Source organism: Aliiglaciecola lipolytica (assembly GCF_018860635.1).
Classification (GTDB): Bacteria; Pseudomonadota; Gammaproteobacteria; order Enterobacterales; family Alteromonadaceae; genus Aliiglaciecola; species Aliiglaciecola lipolytica_A.
Map to the genome: position 1 here is coordinate 1 of NZ_JAHKPT010000029.1, position 18,606 is coordinate 18,606.

Below are 18,606 nucleotides of genomic sequence, written 5' to 3' on the forward strand. Positions count from 1 at the left end.
ACGACGACACCATAAACTGGAAAACATCTCACCAGTTGAATATGAGATGAAATTAATGAAAAGTGCCTAATAAAGTGTCCAAGAAGAGTTGACCATTACACCATAGCAGCAACCGCCGATGTTTTTAAGTCCTCATCTCCATCTTTATCTAACACCAACAACACATAACCTTCTTTTATCGCATTTATCACGCGCTCTTTACTTGGGCCTAATTCTTTCATGGTTTTCTCTCACAATAATAATAGTCTCACTATTAAAGCACCGAATGAATAGCTTTTGATTAAGTAGAATGGTGCATGTAAACGTTCTAGGTAACCCCAGAACGGTTTAAGCGATGACCATCGCATTCCTTTCAACGTCAGTTAAATTAAGGGATGGCTTATTTTCTTTGAGGCAATAAGCCACCAGTCCACCCATCAAGTTGAGCGTAAAACCATTGATACTGCGATGACGGGAGTGTTCAATGAAAGATATATTCTTTAATTGGTCGTTAATCGTCTCGATAATGAATCGCTTTGACAGCATTGCCCGATCCCATAATGACATCGCTTTTGCTTTCATGTTCTTGCGAACCGTTGTGATAAGCGTGACGCCTTTATCAAATAAATTGTCTCTCAGAGCATTGCTTAAGTAGCCTTTGTCGCCGTAAAGTTTATCTGTTAAACCTTTCGCTAGTTCTTCGACTGGCTTGGTATCATGCACGTTACCAGTGGTGACTTTAGCAGCAACAATTTCACCCTTATAGTTAACAATTAAATGCAACTTGAACCCATAAAACCAGCCCATCGTACCTTTACCTCTTTGTGCAACACCATCAAAGGTTTTATGCCTTGGTATACGAATGTTATGGCACACCTTTAACGTTGTAGAGTCAATGAATTCAATGCCTGTGGGTTTGCCTTTGAGTGAAGTGAAATAAGCGCCCATGGGCACAATGAGGCTAGGCATCACTTCCAAAAATCGTGTGTAGCTCAATAATTTAGGGAAGTCATTTTTATAAAAACACGAGATATAGCCTAGGTAATAATTCTTGAAATCACGGTGATGACTCATATGGAAACCAATGACGACTGTCATCATTTCGCTTATAGACATACGGCTATCTCTGCGCCTTTGGCGACCACCATCTTCTAATAACTGCTTTTGCCATTGCGGAATGAATACTTTGCAAAAATCATCGACATCACAGTACAACTCTACTAAATTCTTCATGCCTGTTCCTTGTGTTGATTGGTCTCTCTTGGTCGAAAGATCCGATCAGGGAACAGGCATTTAGTTCAATTTCTTAAACCGAGTTGGGGTTAGTTAAAAAACACAACCGTGATATGCCTGCCAGGTTTGACATGATTAAAACACAAATTGAAAAATCACTTAATTAAGCCTCACGAAGTTAAGTGTTTTTTACGCCTGTTAAATAGTAAATGGCCGTGGTTTATAGGGAATTTAAATTGTATAAAAAATTTCACATTTTTTGTTCTCATATTGACTAGGATCAATACTAATTTGATAAAAAACTGCTTTAATTATAACTAGGACAGGGTTTCGTCCTATTACATTTAAATGTGAGGTAAACCATGTCGATGACGCAGCAAGTAAATATAAATCAAGTGCTCGATGACACCTATGTTGTCCTCTTAGCGGGCGGCCAAGGCAGTCGATTACACGAGTTGACGCAATCAAGAGCCAAACCTGCGTTGGAATTCGGTTGTAACCATCGAATTATTGATTTTCCCCTTTCCAACTGTGCCAATTCGGGACTGAAAAAAATTGGGGTAGTGACTCAATATAAAGCACAAAGTCTGATACGTCATTTGGTGAATGGTTGGGCTAACTATCAACGGGGTTTTAACACTTTCTTAGAGATTATGCCCGCGTCACAGCAAATTAATGCCGACTGGTATACTGGTACTGCTAACGCACTTTATCAAAACTTAGAATTTTTGAAGTCTACCAAAGCAAAATTCATCTTGGTGTTATCTGGCGATCATATCTATAAAATGGATTATCGTACATTACTGACCGAGCATGTCCGTTCAAAGGCAGATATGACAGTGTCATGTATTGAAGTGTCAAAAAATGAAGCTGCAGGTCAATTTGGGGTGATGAACGTCGACAGCAAAGATAGAGTAACCTCATTCGAAGAAAAACCTAGTAATCCACCAAGTTTACAAGACTCCCCTGGTAAGGTGCTAGCCTCCATGGGCAACTATGTATTTAATACTGATTTTCTTGTTCAACAGTTGGAAAAAGATGCTAAGGACCTTGCGTCAAATCACGATTTTGGTAAGGATATTATTCCCAATATTATTCAACAATTTCATATACAAGCATCTCGCTTTCATGCAAACGACGGTGACACAACCGCCTATTGGAAGGATGTTGGAACGATTGACGCTTATTGGCAAGCTAATATGGCGTTATTGGCGGCTAATCCTGCGGCAAAAGTGAATGATGTTAACTGGCCTATTTGGAGTAACCCTAGTTGTAATGCGCCTACGCAGATAATCAGTGATGAACTTGGACGTTCAGCTAGAATAAAAAATTCACTATTGGCAAATGGCACAACGCTTCAAGTTTGTAGCATAAGTGGCTCTTTGTTGTGCAGTAATGTAACTGTTGATGAAGGTGCGAATGTGATCGATGCGGTTATTTTACCAAATGTTAAAATAGGCAAAAACGCGGTGTTAACTCGTTGCATAATTGATAATGATTGCCATATTCCTGCGGGTCTGAAAATAGGTCTAAATATGCAAGAGGATAGAAAACGTGGCTTTCGTATAAGTGCAAAAGGTATTAGGCTAGTAAATCAGAGTATGATTGATAAATTAGCCTATGTGCAACCGCAGCCTAATCTTTATCAATCTAGTGAAAAAAGTGCAGCCGAAACTGATAGAGCGGCTAATATGTTGCCGCTTTTAGTTGAACGAGAAAAAGAAAATACTCACATCTCAACATTTTGAATAAAATTGTGAGACTTTTCGATGGTCATTTGGGACCATTGAATGGAGATTTTAATAGGAGGAGCCATGCTCAAAACTATCCCTACTTTATTGCAGGAAGCGCGACAGAATGTGCGCATGTTAACCGCTGAAGAAGCGAATGCGGAAAAAAAGCAAAATAATGGAATCATTATCGATGTGCGTGAACCCGCTGAATTCGAAGCTGGATCAGCCAGTGGGGCCATTAATGTTCCTAGAGGACTGCTAGAAGTAAAAATGTTAGAGCTTGAGAAAGACCCCAAACGTCCTATTTATTTGCATTGTGCGTCTTCGCTACGGGCTGCGCTTGGAGCTGAGCAGTTGGCAAGAGTCGGTTATGAAAATGTCAGTGTCATTACGTGTTCATTGGATGAAATTAAAAAAGTTTGTTGCTAACTAGGTTTTTTATCTACCTCAGCACACATTTTCAAAGGTTATAAAAATGAGAGTGTGTGTGAGGGTAAGTTAATGTTTATCCCTCACATTCGTAAGCAAATCATTTAAATTCTATCGCAAATTATGCAATTGTGAATCGTACTTATCTGTAGCTTATAGGTTTGCTATCGCTCGGTCATTGTTCTGGCTGTAGCTTCAGATTCGAATACTTCATCAGTCCCCATGTCCATTGATTGATCTTTCAAGCGCGTTGCAAAATAAGCTGCAATCAACATACAAATACCACACAATACCAGCGCATTGCGCGGATCACTTTGTAACAATGAGTCATAAAAAAGGCCCACAGTGAACATGCTGAATATTTGCGGTAAACAGATAAAGGCATTAACTAGTCCCATGTAAACACCGATTTGTTTAGCTGGAACAGAATCTGTGACAATAATGAAAGGCATGGTCATGATGCCTGCCCATCCCATCCCTACCAATACCATTGCTGCATAAATTAAATATAAGTTGGTGGTAAAAAGCATTGAGACAAAACCGATTCCTGCCAATCCTAACAACAACGCATAAGTATTTTTCTTACCTAACTTGTGCACAATGGATGGGACTAAGAATGACATACACAAAGTGGTAATGTTCATTACGGTTAATGCAACACCGCCTCTGGCGACACCTTCTGCAAAAAGTTCAGATTCAGGGCCTGGCGCATTGAAGCTATGGCGTGCAATAGACAATCCAAGATATTGCCACATTAAGGGTAAGCCATACCAAGAAAAGAATTTAACCCACCATAGATTTTTAACTTCTTTAGGCATTGTTTTGACTGCGCTGACAATATCCTTAACAGCGCTGAGCATGACATTCTTATTTTTACGTTCGGCTAAAATTTGCTGTAGATTTTCAGGAGGATCTTCTTTAGTGGTGATGGCTGTCCAGGTCATAGTGGTAAGCATGGCAATTACACCAATTACAAAAGAATATTTCACCACATCAGGAATTGAATTGACTGCGCCTTCTTCAGAGATACCTGAAACCCCAACCGCCAGCATTATCAATGGCATTAATCCGGCAAGTATTTGACCGGCCGCCACCATAAATGTCTGAACCGCATAACCTACAGTACGCTGGGGAGTGTTGAGTTTATCTCCCACCAGGGCACGATAGGGCTCCATAGCTGTATTCATACCTGCATCTAAAATCCAAAACAAGCCAACCGCCATCCAGAGATAGGGCACGTAAGGCATGAACATAACCGCAATACTGCCTACCAATGCGCCGATTAAAAAGAACGGTTTACGTCTACCAAAACGTGTCCAAGTACCATCACTTAGCGCGCCGATTAACGGTTGAATTAGCAATCCGGTAATTGGCCCTGCTAACCATAATATAGGTAATTCCGATTCCACAGCGCCGTGATATCGAAAAATAGGGCTTAAATTGGCCTGCTGTAAACCAAAACCATATTGAATGCCTAAGAACCCGAAGCTCATGTTCCATATTTGCCAAAAGGACAAGGTTGGTTTTTGTTTACTGTATTGCGACATAAGGTTCTCTTTCGATTCTAAAAACAACCGCAAATTAGCGGTTGATTGATGCTTGTTAATGTTTTGTTAGTTTAATCTTAATGGTTTAAGAGTTTGAATTCCAGCATTTATTAACTGGAAATTTACAAGTGAATAGGGTTAAACCCGGCACTTTCTAATCTAATTCCGACGATTTAGCGGCTGTTATCGAGCAAACCGTTCTTCTTTGGTTAGATTTAGCGGTCGATTTTTCACTAACTTAATGGTTAAGTTAGTGAAACTAATTGTATATTGAACATAGGTAAAGAGATGATTGCGCTCAATTTAGAGATTTAATTGTTTTTCTTTTGAATAAAAACAATTGAAAAAATGGATTAAAGTAGCTTTAATCTGAATAACCTTTAAGATTGTTAAGGATTTATTAAGATACTTCTTAAATTTAAGATATCGATTAAGAAGCTGTCTAATTAAACGTTGTCGATAATTTGGTGTGGGTCGTTTGCAAGGGGAAAGTTAAGTGGGAAGAGCAAAAAAGTTGAATCTTAAGCAAGTTGCTGAGGCGTTGGGCGTATCAACCGCGACTGTTTCCAATGCATTTAACCGACCAGATCAATTATCAGCAAAATTGCGCGAGCGCATTCTACTTGAAGCCGCTGATTTGGGCTACCATGGCCCCAATTTAGCCGCTCGTACTTTGCGTCGAGGCGAATCAGACGTGATAGGTGTAATGCTGCTCGATTCACTTAAATACAGTCTGTCAGATCCCGTGGCCAATCAACTCTTGCAGGGGATTGCGGAAGTCTTAGTGGAACGCAATAAACATATGTTGCTGCTATCTAGTCATGCTGATGCGGATCAACAGCGAGGGGCTGAATCTTTACCTGATGGTTTCATTTTGTATGGTGCTATCGATCCACGTTCTTTTGAGTTTATTTTAAAAACGGGTAAACCTGTGGTGGTTGTCGATTCTGAATATAAAGAGACGGCATCTATTAATATCGACAACCAAAATGGCGCATTCACAATTGCTGAATATGCTATTCGAGATGAAGACGAGCGAGTCGCTATTTTAGGACTTCGTTTAATTGATACTGACAGAGTATGTCGCCTCACCGAGGCCGATCTAAATGAAGACTCACAAGAAGTATCCCATGCCAGATTAGCCGGTTACCGAAAAGCAGCAGAGAAAATAAACTGCCATATTGCAGCGGCTTCAATGTGGCATATTCCTATTAATGATGCTGAGTTGGCAGAAATTGCTGCCCGTGAAGCGTTAACGATGAACCCACGTCCGACGGTATTGTTGTGTATGAGTGATATTATCGCTTTGGCTGCAATTCGTGTTGCTAGGGAATTGAATATTAAGGTGCCAGACGAGCTCAGTATCACGGGGTTTGATGATATCCCTGAGTCTGCTAGATCAGAACCTGCATTAACCACAGTGTGTCAACAGAGTATCGAAAAAGGCCGAGTGGCGGCTACTTTGCTATTGGATGGCAAAACCAATGAAAATGTGGTGTTAGAAACCAAATTGGTGGTCAGAGACAGCTGCAAACCGAGCTAACTTAGCATATAAATTGGCTCGGCAAGGTAGTTTGCCGAGCAACTGTTAATTATTTACTAGTGACAATTCCTAGTGCAACAAAAAGACTGCTATTTGGCGGTCAACCACATCACTTGATAGCCTGCGAGTTGAATGCCATTTTGAGCATGGCTTAAGGTGTTTTTAGAAATATGATCTTGATATTTACTGCCGTCAAGCTGCTGTAAAATTTCTGAGTCGATTAGCTGCGGATGCTCACTGAAATTGTTAATAGCTAGCAAAACCTCGCCTTCATCAGAGTATCGTGTGTAAGCAAACACATGTGGGTTTTGATTGTCTAATATTTGAGTATTTGCATCCCCTAATACCGGTAAGTTTTTGCGTAATGCAATTAAATTTTGCAGTTCTTTGGATACTGTATAAGACGTTGACTTAGGATTTTGCGCGTCGTTTATTGCCTGCTCAGTAAGTGTAATACGGTTGACCCATCGTGCATCATGCAATTTACTCTCATCAAGGCGATAACTGTAATCATTTAATAAGCCAATTTCATCCCCTGAGTAAAGCAATGGAATACCACCAATTGACAAGATAACTGCATTGATTAATTGAATTCGGGCAAGCGCATTTTGAATCAGTTCCTGATCGTTGAGTTCGATACCTTGCTCTAAACCTGCCAATGATGCCATTGAACCACAGACTCTGCAGTCTCCGGTGCTTGGGTTCTCGCCAAATGCGACTCCTTTGGCGAAACTACCGTCGAATCGTCCGGTGTAAAATTGGTTTAAAAATTGTCTATGATTGTGACCATCAATTCCTAAATGTTCAGCCACTTTGTCATCAAAAGTCCAACCAATATCATCATGACAGCGCACATAATTTACCCAACTACATTTGGGTGAAATACTGAAACTCTTTTGCATTGACTGGGTCAGTAAATTGGTCTTGCGCGTGGCAAGGCTATTCCACAATAACGCCATTAACAAAGGATTATAAGACAACTGACATTCTTCAGGATCAATGTACTTGAGCACTTCGTCTGGGTGCACAATTGCTTCAGATTTAAACACCACCGCTGGCGCTGATATTTGCAAACAGCTATTGAAAGCTTGAATTAATTTGTGTGCTTTATCTTGATTTTCACAGGTTGTGCCCATTTCTTTCCAAATGAAGGCGAGGGCATCTAAACGCAATGCTTCGCAACCTAAGTTGGCAAGAAATAACATTTCTGAGGTTATCCCATTAAAAACCGCAGGATTGGAGTAATTTAAATCCCATTGGAAATTATTGAAAGTAGTCCATACCCATTTCTGCGCATCTTCATTCCAGGTGTAGTTACCGCGTCGAACCTGAGGAAAGATCTCTCGTAAATTATGTTCGTACTGGTCGGGAATTGTGCGGTCATCGAACATATAATAAAAATCTTGGAATTCAGGATCACCTTGTTTCGCCGCCAACGCCCATTTGTGTTCATCTGACGTATGGTTAAACACAAAATCCAATACTAAGCTTATACCTTCTTTATTCAAGGCTTTTGCCAGTGCGATTAAATCTTTAGTGGTGCCTAACTTCTGATTAACTTTGCGATAATCGGATACAGCGTAGCCACCATCACTATCGCCTTTTGGAGAATCATATAGCGGCATCAAGTGAAGGTAGGTTATCCCTAATGATTTTAGATAGGGTATTTTTGCTTGTAAATCTTGAAGGTCTTGAGCAAATAAGTCTACGTAGCACGCCATGCCAAGCATATTTTCATTTTTATACCACAATGGATCTGCAAGACGTTGTTTGTCTTTTTGTTTTAACGCCCTAGAGCGTTCGCCAAAGCCTTTCGCAAGGCAAACTATAAGCTCTTGAAGATAATAGAAAACATCATAACGATGGCCGTAAATTTCTAGAAAAAGCGTAAATAATTTGGGAAAGTGATTGTGCAATCGTTGCTCAAATAATTGTTGGTCAGCTTTGCTCATCGAAGTCAGATCAATACTGTCTAAGATTCGTTTTAACGAGCGTTTACTCTCAATTTCTAGGTTCATAAATTACCCTGATAAGATATCTTTCTAATTCGATTAAGATTTATTTTATTGATGATACAGCGTGATAAAAGCATTATCAATAACAAATAAATAACATTTGTTAAGAATTTAATGGATTTAACTTAAACGTTATAGTAAGGTTGCTTAAATTGCGTTTGTGAACTAACTAAACAGTTATTTGCAAAGGTCTGATACGAAAATCAAGCTAGGGCTTAAATTAACCCGATAGCTTAATCATAGAGTCATAATTTAAGTGGCGCTGTAGCGGGATTAGGTCGTAAGTCAGACGTTAACATTTACTGGTTTAGCTAGGTTTTAACAACATGAGTTAATAAAATTGAGATTTAGAAAATGAATACATATTTTGCAGCGATAGAAGGTGGCGGTACTAAATTCAACTGTGCAATTATCGATAAAGAACGGAAAGTTTTGGCCAGTAGACGCATCGATACTCGCACTCCGGAATACACTATTGGCGAAACGATTACATTCTTTAAACAGCAACAAGAAGCAGGTTATCACTTTAGCCAGCTCGGCTTGGCCAGTTTTGGTCCGATAGATCTTCAACCTCAATCGAAGACTTATGGATATATTACTAAAACCCCAAAACCGTCATGGTCGAACACGCCAATAGTCGGGCAACTGCAAAGCGCTTTAAACTGTAACGTGGTTATTGACACTGATGTGAATGCCGCGGCGCTTGCTGAATGTAAATGGGGTGCGGCCAAACATACATCTGTTTCTGTCTACGTGACCGTTGGCACTGGTGTTGGTGTCGGTATTGTTATCAACGGAGAAACCTTAAAAGGTTTGGTGCATCCTGAGTTGGGCCATATGCTAATTCCTGCGCCAGAGGGAATTAAAGGTGTCTGTCCTTTTCATGGGAATTGTGTTGAAGGGCTGGCTTCAGGCAAGGCGATGAGTGATATTTGGGGCACGCCTGCGGAAACTTTGGCTGATGATCACCGAGCCTGGGACGTGCAAGGGCAAGTGTTGGCAAAGTTAGCCCACAACCTTACGATTAGTTACAGTCCAGAACGAATTATTTTTGGTGGTGGCGTAATGGCCAAACCAGGTTTATTAGATAGAGTGATTAAATACACTGAAGAATCTTTAAGTGGATATGTGGTTTTTCCTAAAGAAATCGATTTACAGCATATTATTCAACGTCCAGGATTAGGTGAGTTTTCGGGATTATTCGGTGCTTTAGCGCTTGTGATCGATAAGGGATAGTGGCGGAACTGGATTAAATTGAAAAATGTGAACACTTTCAACAAATAAGCATTTGTTTCTATCCGGCTGTCGAGATAAAGTTAACGCTGTATTTTTCCGATTGTAAAAAGGTGTTATGACAAATACTCCGACAGCCATCGAATTCGAAAACGTCTCTTTTGGTTATCCCAATCAAACGACTAGATTTAAAATCGACTCGCCAAAGAATGCAATTGATATAAAAAAGTGGCATGTGGACCAAGGACGTTCGGTGTTTATCTCTGGGGAGTCCGGCTCGGGGAAGAGTACGTTATTGAATCTGATCTGTGGCACCTTGGTCCCAACTAGTGGCAAAATATCGATCTTAGGGCAAACTTTTTCTGAATTATCGGAAAGAAAGCGGGACCGTTTCCGCGCGTTGCATATTGGGGTGGTATTTCAACAATTTAACCTCATTCCGTATTTAACGGTGAAGCAAAATATTGAGGTCGCCGCTTATTTTGGCAAGGGCCGAAAGTTTGCTCCAACTTCAAGTATTATAAATCTTTGTAGTCAGTTGAATTTAGCCAGTGAATTACTGCAAAAACCCGCCAATCAACTTAGTGTTGGGCAACAACAACGGGTGGCCATTGCTCGAGCTTTGATCAACCAGCCTGAACTGTTAGTTGTCGACGAACCCACCTCCGCCCTAGATACGTCAGCGCGAGATGGTTTCATCAAATTACTATTAGCATGTGCTAAGCAGTATCGGTTTACTTTGCTGTTTGTAAGCCATGATCTTAGTTTAGCAAACTACTTCGATCAGCATTTAAAACTAGCAGAGATTAACCATGCTCAAGAGGTGGTTGAATGATAATTAGTATTGCTGCACGCAGCCTAAAACATCGCTTACCAGCAGTATTACTGACTATGTTATCGATTATTGTTAGCGTGTCTTTATTGCTCAGCGTGGAACATTTAAGAGTGCAGGCGAAAGCCAGTTTTGGTCGCACTATCTCTGGTGTTGATTTAATTGTCGGTGCACCAACGGGACAGTCAAATTTATTGTTATATTCGGTGTTTCGTATTGGCAGCCCAACCAATAGTGTTTCCTGGGATAGTTATCAATCTTTATCGAAACTACCTAGTGTGAAGTGGATTATTCCAGTGGCTTTAGGTGACTCCCATCGAGGGTATAGGGTGTTGGGCACTAATAATCAATATTTTAAGCATTTTCAGTACGGCAATAAACAGCCTTTAGTCATCAATAGCGGAACATCATTTGAGTCAACATTTGATGCTGTCATTGGTTCAGAAGTTGCTCGTAAACTCAATTATAAATTAGGCGATGAAATCGCGATGTCCCATGGCTTAGCTGACGTGAGTTTCAGCAAGCATGTACACTCGCCATTTACTATCACGGGTATACTCGCACCAACAGGTACGCCGGTTGATAGAACTATCCACGTCAGCATGAGTGGCCTGGAAGTTGCGCATATGAGTGAAGCAAAAATAGATGAAATACAGCATAATATCGAATCAGGACAACCAGTTAATATAGCTGTAGATAGCGTGACAGCAATGTTCATTGGCCTCAATTCGAAGATGCAAATTTTTCAATTGCAACGTTCAATCAATACCTATAAACAAGAACCTATGTTAGCGATCATTCCCGGCGTGGCCTTTGCTGAGTTATGGCAATTAGTCGGTAGTGTCGAAAGTCTCTTGTTGTTTATTTCGGTGCTTATTTTGTTTTCATCGTTACTTGGACTTGCCACTATGTTGCTCACCACTGTGCGCGAACGACGTCAAGAAATGGCTGTGTTGCGGGCGATAGGTGCCCATTCGTGGGTGGTGTTTTTGCTGATCCAAATTGAAGCATTATTACTGAGTTTATGTGCAAGTTTGATTGCATTAGTGGTTGTTTGGGGTGGTTTTCAATATGGCGCGTCCTGGCTAAGCGCCGAGTACGGTCTATTTATTGAAAATACTATTTTAGGCACCCGTTCTCTAGTCATTATTGGGATTGTCTGTGCGGCTACCTTTGTGATTGCAAGTATTCCCGCTTTGAGCGCTTATCGTCAGTCGATTCAACAGGGAATTCAAGGGAAATGAGTGATACAAAAGAACCCGCTCAATTAACTCACTCACAAGCAATGCGCTATAGCCGGCATATCATGTTGTCCGGATTTGACTTGGAAAAACAAGAGTTACTATTATCCAAAAAAGTGCTGTTAATAGGAGTGGGAGGTTTAGGTTGTGCCGCAGCTCAATATATAGTGGCAAGTGGTGTGGCAGGGATTACCTTAGTTGATGATGACATTGTCGATGAATCTAATTTGCAAAGACAGATACTGCATAATGAATCCAATATTGGCGAGAACAAGTGCACATCTGCAAAACGCAAATTAGCGATGTTAAATAGCAGTACAAATATTACTGTAATTGAACGCCGTTTAGATACTTCAGCATTAGATAAGATAATAAAAAATCATCATATTGTAGTGGATTGCTGTGATAATTTAGCGACTCGAAATCAATTGAATTTGGCCTGTTTAAAAGCAAATAAACCGCTAGTTTCAGGTGCGGCTATTCGCATGGAAGGGCAAATATTTAGTATGCAACCGGCCAAACAAAGTGCCTGTTACGGATGTTTGAGCAGACATTTTGGAGAGCAGCAATTAAGTTGCAGCGAGGCAGGGGTATTGTCTCCTCTGGTGGGCGTTATTGGTGCCATGCAGGCATTAGAAACACTCAAGATATTAGTCGATTTCGGACAAACATTAAGCAATAAACTGATGTTATTTGACGCTATGTCTATGCAATGGCAAACACTTAATCTAAATAGAAGTGCTAAGTGCCAGACTTGCTCTGTATTTGATTTAAAATAATTAAAATCGTGAACAAACTGAATGCTACCGTTAGCGTTTTAAAAGACCTTTTCACTGTTTGCTGAATAATAGGAGTTAGCATGTCAGTACCAATTTCTTATCAAGGCATTTTTTTCTTAATCACAATGACTTGTGTCTCTGTGTTCGCTCACGCAGCCAAAACAGATAACACCGAGCTTTTTCAACAATTACTGGATGATCATTGGCAACATGAAAATCAGGAAAAAGTGTTTTTTAGAAACGATCCTGATGCGTTTAGAACGAATGGCAAATTACCCGATATGTCTGAAAAAGGACGGCAAAGAAGAGAAAAGTTTAATCAAACCTTGATTCAACGTTTAGCCAGAATTGATGTATCGCAATTGTCAGAAAATAATCAGGTAACTTACAAGTTATTTTCTTATGAAAGACAAGCCGAAGCCAAAACCTATCAGCAACTAGATCGCTATTTTCCATTAAATTATTATGCTGGGTATCACAGCTATTTCGCTGGCGCACCAGCAAATATGTCATTTTTAAGCGCTGAAGACTATGATAATTATTTGCTTAGTTTGGCCGACTTTCCTCGTTATAATCAAACGTTTTTAAGTGATTTGTCTGAGGCCGTCAACAAAGGTTATGTGCATTACTGCGAAACCTTTAAAAACTATGATAAATCTATCAGCAAACATATTGTAAACAATGTTGAAGACAGTGTTTTTTGGGCTCCATTTGCGACTCTTCCTGCGCGTATTTCTGCTCAAGAAAAACACAAATACCAGCAACAAGCTAAACGCCTGATCATGCAAACTGTCATCCCCGAGTACCAAAAGTTCTATGATTTTTTCACTCAACAATACATGCCTAATTGTCGCAAAACTGCGGGTATTAGCAGCGTTGATAACGGTGCTCAATACTATAAATATCTAATCGAGTACTACACCACAACAGATTTAAGCGCTGAAGAAATCCATCAAATTGGCTTAGAAGAAGTGGCCCGGATCAGATCTGAAATGCAAAGCATCATTGCAAAAGTAGGCTTTGAAGGCAATTTCAGTGAATTTATACATTACTTGCGAACAGACGAGAAATTCTACACTGATACAGCACTGGACATGGTAGAAAAAGCCAGCTACATCACACGTAAGATGGCGGGCCAATTACCGAAGTGGTTTAGTGTGTTACCGCGCACTACATTCGACATTAAATCCAGTCCCAACGGCGGGGCCTATTATGTTTCCTCTGATGGCAGTGGCACTACATCTGGTACATACTTTTTAGATACCAAAGATTTAAAAAGCCAACCTCTTTACACTTTAGAGGCGCTGACATTCCACGAAGCAGAACCCGGTCATCATTTCCAAAGCTCCATTGCACAAGAAATTGATATGGCCAATTTTAGAAAAAAACTTTATCACTCCGCATATGGTGAAGGTTGGGGCTTGTACTCAGAACGTTTAGGCAAGGAGATGGGGTTCTATCAGGATCCAATTAGTGACTTTGGTCGACTAACCTTCGAAGCGTGGCGCGCATGTCGCTTAGTGGTCGATACCGGTATCCATGCCAAAGGCTGGACTCGCCAGCAAGCTATCGATTATTTGGCAAAAAATACAGCGCTGAGTATGAACGAAGTGATTGGCCAAATTGACCGCTATATTAGTTGGCCAGGACAGGCGTTATCTTACAAAATTGGTGAGCTAAAAATTATGCAGTTACGGCAATATGCTCAGACCGAATTGGGCGAACAATTCGATGTGCGTAAATTTCATGATCAAATTCTTAAAAACGGCAGTTTACCCCTCGATTTGCTAGAAGAGTTGACGAAAGACTGGGTTGCCCAACAGAAAATTTAATGGTTTAAATTAGGATGTTAAATTGAATAATTTGGAACGCTTTAAAATAGCTTATTTAAAGGCAGTAAGCATATTAATGTTGCTCGTATGCACCTTTAATGGGTACGCTCAGGATACTTTGGTAAAACAAATACCACAGGGTTTTGTTACCGGGATTAAGCAAGATCAGAGTATCCAATTCAAAGGCATTCCTTATGCAAAGGCGCCGGTTGATGCGCTGCGTTGGCGACCTCCTGTAGCGCCTGAAAGTTTTGCGGGCCCCCTTGTTGCTGATCAATTTGGGCCAGCTTGTCCGCAACGAAATGGCAATTTAACCCAAAGCGAAAACTGTCTAACCCTGAATATTTTCACCCCAGAAACCCCAACCAATTTGAGTGAAACATCTTTACCTGTTCTGGTCTGGATTCACGGCGGAGGTTATGTTGCCGGTTCGGGGAATATTAAGCCTGATAGTCATAAAAACTGGACCGATAATGGGATTATATTGGTCACCTTTAATTATAGGTTAGGGGCGCTGGGAATATTTGCTCCAAGTGCCTTGGACTTGCCTGATGGAAATAACTTCAGCGTGATGGATATGGTCGCTGCGCTGAAGTGGATTAAAACCAATATTGGTGCATTTGGTGGCGATCCCAATCGAGTTACTATTGCGGGCGGCTCCGCTGGCGGCATGGCGATTCAAATGCTTATGGTCAATCAGGAAAGTCGCGGATTATTCCAAGGGGCTATAGCGCAAAGTGGATACGGCGCTTGGCCACTTTCTAGAGTGTCATCTGTTATTGAACTAGCTGGCAGTCCTGATGCACAAACAATTTCCGATAAAATTGCAATGCGCGCGTTAAATGCAGCGCAAGATAGTATAAATTCAGCGTCACTCTATGCACTGCCGGCTGATAAATTAGTTTCTGCAATTGATGGCTTTCATGTCCCCATTGTCGATGGAAAAACATTGCCAGAAGAGCCTGCGATAATGTTTATGCAAGGCAAACAACATGATGTTCCCTATATCAGTGGTGGGAATAGTTTTGATGGTAGCGTGTATCCTTATTCTGGCGTCCCAGCAGAGCACTTATTGTCATTGATGGGGAATCAAAAGGCACAGGCGGAAAAAGTTTATGAATTAACAACGCCTTCTATTCAAGCGCTGCCTTATCAGCATTTGTTTGGTGATTTGAGGTATGTGATAGCCGCGAAAATCACCTCACAAAGCATGAATCGAATAGGGCAAGCTGGTTATAGATATTTTTTTGATTATGTGAGTGATGCGCAGCAATACCCCAATGGTGCGAATCACGCTGCGGAGACATACTTCTTATTTAGGCCAGACAATGTGCCAGTATTAAACAAAATGCGTCAATACTGGTACAACTTTATAAAATCTCACAACCCGAACGGAGATGATCTGCCTGCATGGCCTAATTTAACGGATAAAAACTCACAATGGTTAAAAATCTCCGATAAGATTTCCGCCACATCACAGGTGCGAGAAGATAAACTCAAGGTTCTTGAAAAAGTATTTCTGCAGCGCACTCGCGGGGTGATTAAGCAATAAACAAAGCACTATTAAACTTGTTCGGTTAAATACAACCCGTGTTCATTGATATATTGAGCGACCTCTTTGGGGACTTGCTTATCAATGTCTTTGTGGTTTATGAGATTGTTACGCACCGCAGTTGAGCGTATAGCTACACGTTCAGGTACTACCAATATTTCCCACTTATCTGAAACTTCTTGGGATTTATAAAACTTGTGCCAATTTATTTGATTATCAGGTCCCATGACGAATGTGAGTTTTGCATCAGGAAAGTATTCTGCTTGCAAGTAGGTTAATAAATCAAAGGTGTAAATTGGGTTGGTACCATCACTTAGTTGATCTTCAACCGGGAATACTTCAATCTTAGGTTCATTAAGTTGTTGTGCGAATAGGTGTAACATTGCCACTCTGTGTTCATAAGAGAGCATTTTTTTTGAGAAAGCATGAGCATATGAGGGAATTAATAATATGCTGTCGAATGTCGGTTGTTGTGAAGCGATGTATTCTACTGCGTCTTGATGCCCTAAAGTGGGAGGGTTAAATGCCGCACCAAAAATCGCTATGTTCATATGTAGGGTTCCAGTAAAAACAATTGTTATGACGAATTAGAGTAAGGGTTAACGCCTTACTATTGAGCCATAACTTTGGCGAAAAGTGTAGTAAAAACCATTAAAAATTATAATCATAAAACTCAAAATGTTGTGTAAATGTATACAGCGTAAATGCGGTATTAAATTTCAGGAAAAAGGTGTTAATGAAATCTAAAATAGCGTCAATTAATGTGGATCCACAAAAAGGTTTTACACCTCTTTGCCCAGATGAACTGCCAGTCAATGAGGGCGATCAAATTGTTCCTGAACTCCTTGCTCAAAATGCATTAGCAGATTTAATAATTGGCTCCAGTGATGCACATTGTGAACAGGCTTTGTTCCGAGTCGACAAAGATGAAGAGCAATTTAAACCGCTTGATCACGCCAATACTGATTGCACTTTCAAAATGCATTGTCGTCCTGGAACCAAAGGATTTGAGCTTTTGGATGGCTTACCAACGGCCACTGAATACGATTTTTTTGTTTGGAAAGGTGTGGCACCAGACTTACATCCGTATGGCGCTTGTTATCATGACCTCGCGGAAAAATTATCAACGGGGATCATTGAATATTTAGTGTTTAATAATGTCGATACTGTGATTGTTGGTGGCTTAGCGACAGATTATTGTGTAGCCACCACGGCCTTACAATTGCAAGCTTCCCAGCGTTTTGATGTTGTCCTCAATTTAGCTGCGTGTCGTGGTATTACTCCGCAAGGGGTCACTGAGAAAATAGAGTTAATGCAAAGCCAAGGGATCACTATTTTGCAAAATAGTCATGAGCTAAAAAAATGGTTAGCTAATCGGAGTGCTGGTTAGTGAAGTTTTCGAAAGCGTCAGTTAAGCGCAATTCTTTATTTCGGAAAAACCTCAATTTTTCCACCTTAGATAATGACTATTATAAAATGAATATGTGGCAGTGCTTTATGCATCAATATCCCTATATTGAAGAAGCCGAATATCGTTTTTTTATGCGCAGTGATGTGGACTTGAGACCTTACAAAGCTGAAATCCAGCAAGAGTTGCAAAAACTGGACGGCCTTAAATTTACAGATGATCAAATTCGCTGGTTGGAAAAGACACCTTGGTATACCAAAGATTTCATAGAATGGGCGCGAATGTGGTCCTTTCAGAGTCGATTTTTGTACATTACCGAAGAAAATGAGCAATTGTCGATAAGTGCCCGTGGCCCACTAATGCATATTCATAATTTTGAAATGCCAGTTTTATCGACGGTCGCTGAAGTGTATAACCGCCGTAATTATCCGAATAAGTCATATCAAGATGTGCGAAAACCTTTATTTAAAAAAATTGATTGGTTAAAAGAGCAACACCAGAAACATGACCTCAGCGGCTTAACCTTAGCTGATTTTGGGACTCGCCGTAGATTTAGCTATGAAACTCAATTAACCGTAGTTGATATGCTAAACAAGCAATTGCCTGAATTTTTTATTGGCACTTCTAACATGCACATTGCTAAAGAGTTAGGGGTTAATCCCATAGGTACTATGGCACATGAAATATTTATGCTATCGCAACAGGTAGGCGTGCAATTAGCACACTCCCAAAAGCATACGTTAGAATGCTGGGTGAAAGAGTTTCGCGGACAACTAGGTTACGCCCTAACTGATATTATTGGTATGGACGCATTTGTCCGAGATTTTGATTTGTATTTTGCAAAGTTGTTCGAGGGATTGCGACAAGACTCAGGCTGTCCTTTTGAATTCGGTGAAAAAGCGATAAAAATGTATTCAGATCTGAAACTCGATCCGAAAACAAAAACGGTAATTTTCAGTGATGCCCTGAACTTTGAAAAAATGGTCGAGCTATTTCTGCATTTTCGCGGACGCATTCGCACATCTTTTGGTATAGGGACCTTTTTATCAAATGATGTGGACGGGGTTGAACCTCTAAATATGGTGATGAAGCTGGTTAAAGTAAATGGTAAACCTGTCGCAAAAATATCTGACACCGCAGGCAAAAACTTGTGTGATGATGAGAATTTTGTGCGCTATCTAAAAGACGTTTATAACGTTACTTGGGCTTAAAAAAACATTTATGTGAAAAAAAGCCTGAACTCACTGTAT

16 protein-coding genes are annotated in these 18,606 nt (G+C 40.4%); 11 read left to right on the top strand and 5 right to left on the bottom strand.

Going from position 1 to position 18,606, the window contains the following annotated elements; translation table 11 throughout:
* Positions 1-95 precede the first annotated feature (95 nt).
* Together KO530_RS22155 and KO530_RS16145 are read right to left on the bottom strand one after the other, a co-directional pair.
* The gene (locus tag KO530_RS22155; RefSeq protein ID WP_289847924.1) at positions 96-221 is read right to left on the bottom strand and encodes a hypothetical protein; all 126 of its coding nucleotides are present in this window, start codon (positions 219-221) and stop codon (positions 96-98) included.
* Between the two features lie 106 nt (positions 222-327).
* Positions 328-1,212: an IS982 family transposase gene (locus KO530_RS16145; RefSeq protein ID WP_216049491.1), complete on the bottom strand. Its 885-nt coding sequence runs from the start codon at positions 1,210-1,212 to the stop codon at positions 328-330.
* Between the two features lie 368 nt (positions 1,213-1,580).
* On the opposite strand from KO530_RS16145, the gene glgC reads away from it, so the two are divergent.
* Together glgC and KO530_RS16155 are read left to right on the top strand one after the other, a co-directional pair.
* On the top strand, positions 1,581-2,960 hold the full coding sequence (gene glgC, locus KO530_RS16150) for a glucose-1-phosphate adenylyltransferase (protein ID WP_252729329.1): 1,380 nt from the start codon (positions 1,581-1,583) through the stop codon (positions 2,958-2,960).
* Positions 2,961-3,026: 66 nt separating this feature from the next.
* Complete coding sequence (locus KO530_RS16155; protein ID WP_216049493.1) at positions 3,027-3,374, top strand: rhodanese-like domain-containing protein; 348 nt, start codon at positions 3,027-3,029, stop codon at positions 3,372-3,374.
* A 164-nt stretch (positions 3,375-3,538) separates the two neighbouring features.
* On the opposite strand, the gene KO530_RS16160 is transcribed toward KO530_RS16155, so the two are convergent.
* A complete protein-coding gene (locus KO530_RS16160) occupies positions 3,539-4,921 on the bottom strand; it encodes an MFS transporter (protein ID WP_216049494.1) in 1,383 nt (460 codons plus the stop codon).
* A gap of 496 nt (positions 4,922-5,417) precedes the next feature.
* Between KO530_RS16160 and KO530_RS16165 the strand changes: the two genes are divergently transcribed.
* The gene (locus tag KO530_RS16165) at positions 5,418-6,464 is read left to right on the top strand and encodes a LacI family DNA-binding transcriptional regulator (RefSeq protein ID WP_216049495.1); all 1,047 of its coding nucleotides are present in this window, start codon (positions 5,418-5,420) and stop codon (positions 6,462-6,464) included.
* A gap of 89 nt (positions 6,465-6,553) precedes the next feature.
* On the opposite strand, the gene KO530_RS16170 is transcribed toward KO530_RS16165, so the two are convergent.
* Positions 6,554-8,482 (bottom strand): amylosucrase, encoded by a 1,929-nt coding sequence (locus KO530_RS16170; RefSeq protein ID WP_216049496.1) that lies wholly within the window; start codon positions 8,480-8,482, stop codon positions 6,554-6,556.
* Between the two features lie 351 nt (positions 8,483-8,833).
* On the opposite strand from KO530_RS16170, the gene KO530_RS16175 reads away from it, so the two are divergent.
* From KO530_RS16175 to KO530_RS16200, 6 genes are all read left to right on the top strand, one after another.
* Complete coding sequence (locus tag KO530_RS16175; protein ID WP_216049497.1) at positions 8,834-9,715, top strand: ROK family protein; 882 nt, start codon at positions 8,834-8,836, stop codon at positions 9,713-9,715.
* Between the two features lie 115 nt (positions 9,716-9,830).
* On the top strand, positions 9,831-10,547 hold the full coding sequence (locus KO530_RS16180) for an ABC transporter ATP-binding protein (RefSeq protein ID WP_216049498.1): 717 nt from the start codon (positions 9,831-9,833) through the stop codon (positions 10,545-10,547).
* A complete protein-coding gene (locus KO530_RS16185) occupies positions 10,544-11,788 on the top strand; it encodes an ABC transporter permease (RefSeq protein ID WP_216049499.1) in 1,245 nt (414 codons plus the stop codon). Before KO530_RS16180 ends, KO530_RS16185 begins: the two co-directional genes overlap by 4 nt.
* Positions 11,785-12,564, top strand: a complete 780-nt coding sequence (gene moeB, locus KO530_RS16190) for a molybdopterin-synthase adenylyltransferase MoeB (protein ID WP_216049500.1) — start codon at positions 11,785-11,787, stop codon at positions 12,562-12,564. The genes KO530_RS16185 and moeB overlap by 4 nt, the downstream gene beginning before the upstream one ends.
* An 80-nt stretch (positions 12,565-12,644) precedes the next feature.
* A complete protein-coding gene (locus KO530_RS16195) occupies positions 12,645-14,396 on the top strand; it encodes a DUF885 domain-containing protein (protein WP_216049501.1) in 1,752 nt (583 codons plus the stop codon).
* A 22-nt stretch (positions 14,397-14,418) separates the two neighbouring features.
* Positions 14,419-15,948 (top strand): carboxylesterase/lipase family protein, encoded by a 1,530-nt coding sequence (locus tag KO530_RS16200; protein ID WP_216049502.1) that lies wholly within the window; start codon positions 14,419-14,421, stop codon positions 15,946-15,948.
* An 11-nt stretch (positions 15,949-15,959) separates the two neighbouring features.
* Here KO530_RS16200 and KO530_RS16205 read toward each other — a convergent pair whose 3' ends face one another.
* Positions 15,960-16,499 (bottom strand): nicotinate-nicotinamide nucleotide adenylyltransferase, encoded by a 540-nt coding sequence (locus KO530_RS16205; protein WP_216049503.1) that lies wholly within the window; start codon positions 16,497-16,499, stop codon positions 15,960-15,962.
* Between the two features lie 185 nt (positions 16,500-16,684).
* Between KO530_RS16205 and KO530_RS16210 the strand changes: the two genes are divergently transcribed.
* Both KO530_RS16210 and pncB read left to right on the top strand, forming a co-directional pair.
* The gene (locus tag KO530_RS16210; protein WP_216049504.1) at positions 16,685-17,338 is read left to right on the top strand and encodes an isochorismatase family protein; all 654 of its coding nucleotides are present in this window, start codon (positions 16,685-16,687) and stop codon (positions 17,336-17,338) included.
* On the top strand, positions 17,338-18,567 hold the full coding sequence (gene pncB, locus KO530_RS16215) for a nicotinate phosphoribosyltransferase (RefSeq protein WP_216049505.1): 1,230 nt from the start codon (positions 17,338-17,340) through the stop codon (positions 18,565-18,567). The genes KO530_RS16210 and pncB overlap by 1 nt, the downstream gene beginning before the upstream one ends.
* Positions 18,568-18,606: the final 39 nt, after the last annotated feature.

Coding starts and splice junctions, on each gene's coding strand:
- KO530_RS22155 (WP_289847924.1), bottom strand. CDS start 221: ATGAAAGAATTAGGCCCAAGTAAAGAGCGCGTGATAAATGCGATAAAA.
- KO530_RS16145 (WP_216049491.1), bottom strand. CDS start 1,212: ATGAAGAATTTAGTAGAGTTGTACTGTGATGTCGATGATTTTTGCAAA.
- glgC (WP_252729329.1), top strand. CDS start 1,581: ATGACGCAGCAAGTAAATATAAATCAAGTGCTCGATGACACCTATGTT.
- KO530_RS16155 (WP_216049493.1), top strand. CDS start 3,027: ATGCTCAAAACTATCCCTACTTTATTGCAGGAAGCGCGACAGAATGTG.
- KO530_RS16160 (WP_216049494.1), bottom strand. CDS start 4,921: ATGTCGCAATACAGTAAACAAAAACCAACCTTGTCCTTTTGGCAAATA.
- KO530_RS16170 (WP_216049496.1), bottom strand. CDS start 8,482: ATGAACCTAGAAATTGAGAGTAAACGCTCGTTAAAACGAATCTTAGAC.
- KO530_RS16175 (WP_216049497.1), top strand. CDS start 8,834: ATGAATACATATTTTGCAGCGATAGAAGGTGGCGGTACTAAATTCAAC.
- KO530_RS16180 (WP_216049498.1), top strand. CDS start 9,831: ATGACAAATACTCCGACAGCCATCGAATTCGAAAACGTCTCTTTTGGT.
- KO530_RS16185 (WP_216049499.1), top strand. CDS start 10,544: ATGATAATTAGTATTGCTGCACGCAGCCTAAAACATCGCTTACCAGCA.
- moeB (WP_216049500.1), top strand. CDS start 11,785: ATGAGTGATACAAAAGAACCCGCTCAATTAACTCACTCACAAGCAATG.
- KO530_RS16195 (WP_216049501.1), top strand. CDS start 12,645: ATGTCAGTACCAATTTCTTATCAAGGCATTTTTTTCTTAATCACAATG.
- KO530_RS16205 (WP_216049503.1), bottom strand. CDS start 16,499: ATGAACATAGCGATTTTTGGTGCGGCATTTAACCCTCCCACTTTAGGG.
- KO530_RS16210 (WP_216049504.1), top strand. CDS start 16,685: ATGAAATCTAAAATAGCGTCAATTAATGTGGATCCACAAAAAGGTTTT.